The 258-nt window shown below is 51.6% G+C and carries 1 rRNA gene; it reads left to right on the top strand.

What is annotated here, in order from left to right:
• Positions 1–258 (top strand): 23S ribosomal RNA (locus tag PSI06_RS21820); the annotation flags it as partial.

The raw sequence follows: 258 nt of genomic DNA, 5'->3' as shown, positions 1-258 counted from the left end.
TCGTACCCCAAACCGACACAGGTGGTCAGGTAGAGAATACTAAGGCGCTTGAGAGAACTCGGGTGAAGGAACTAGGCAAAATCGTACCGTAACTTCGGGAGAAGGTACGCTCCTATCTGTGATGAGACTTGCTCTCTAAGCGGACGGGAGCCGCAGTGACCAGGTGGCTGGGACTGTTTATTAAAAACACAGCACTGTGCAAAATCGCAAGATGACGTATACGGTGTGACACCTGCCCGGTGCCGGAAGGTTAATTGA

Source organism: Pseudoalteromonas sp. GABNS16E, assembly GCF_028598715.1.
GTDB classification, from domain to species: domain Bacteria; phylum Pseudomonadota; class Gammaproteobacteria; order Enterobacterales; family Alteromonadaceae; genus Pseudoalteromonas; species Pseudoalteromonas atlantica.
Note: the sequence above shows the minus strand (reverse complement) of the source record. Positions and strands in the feature narration are given on the sequence as shown.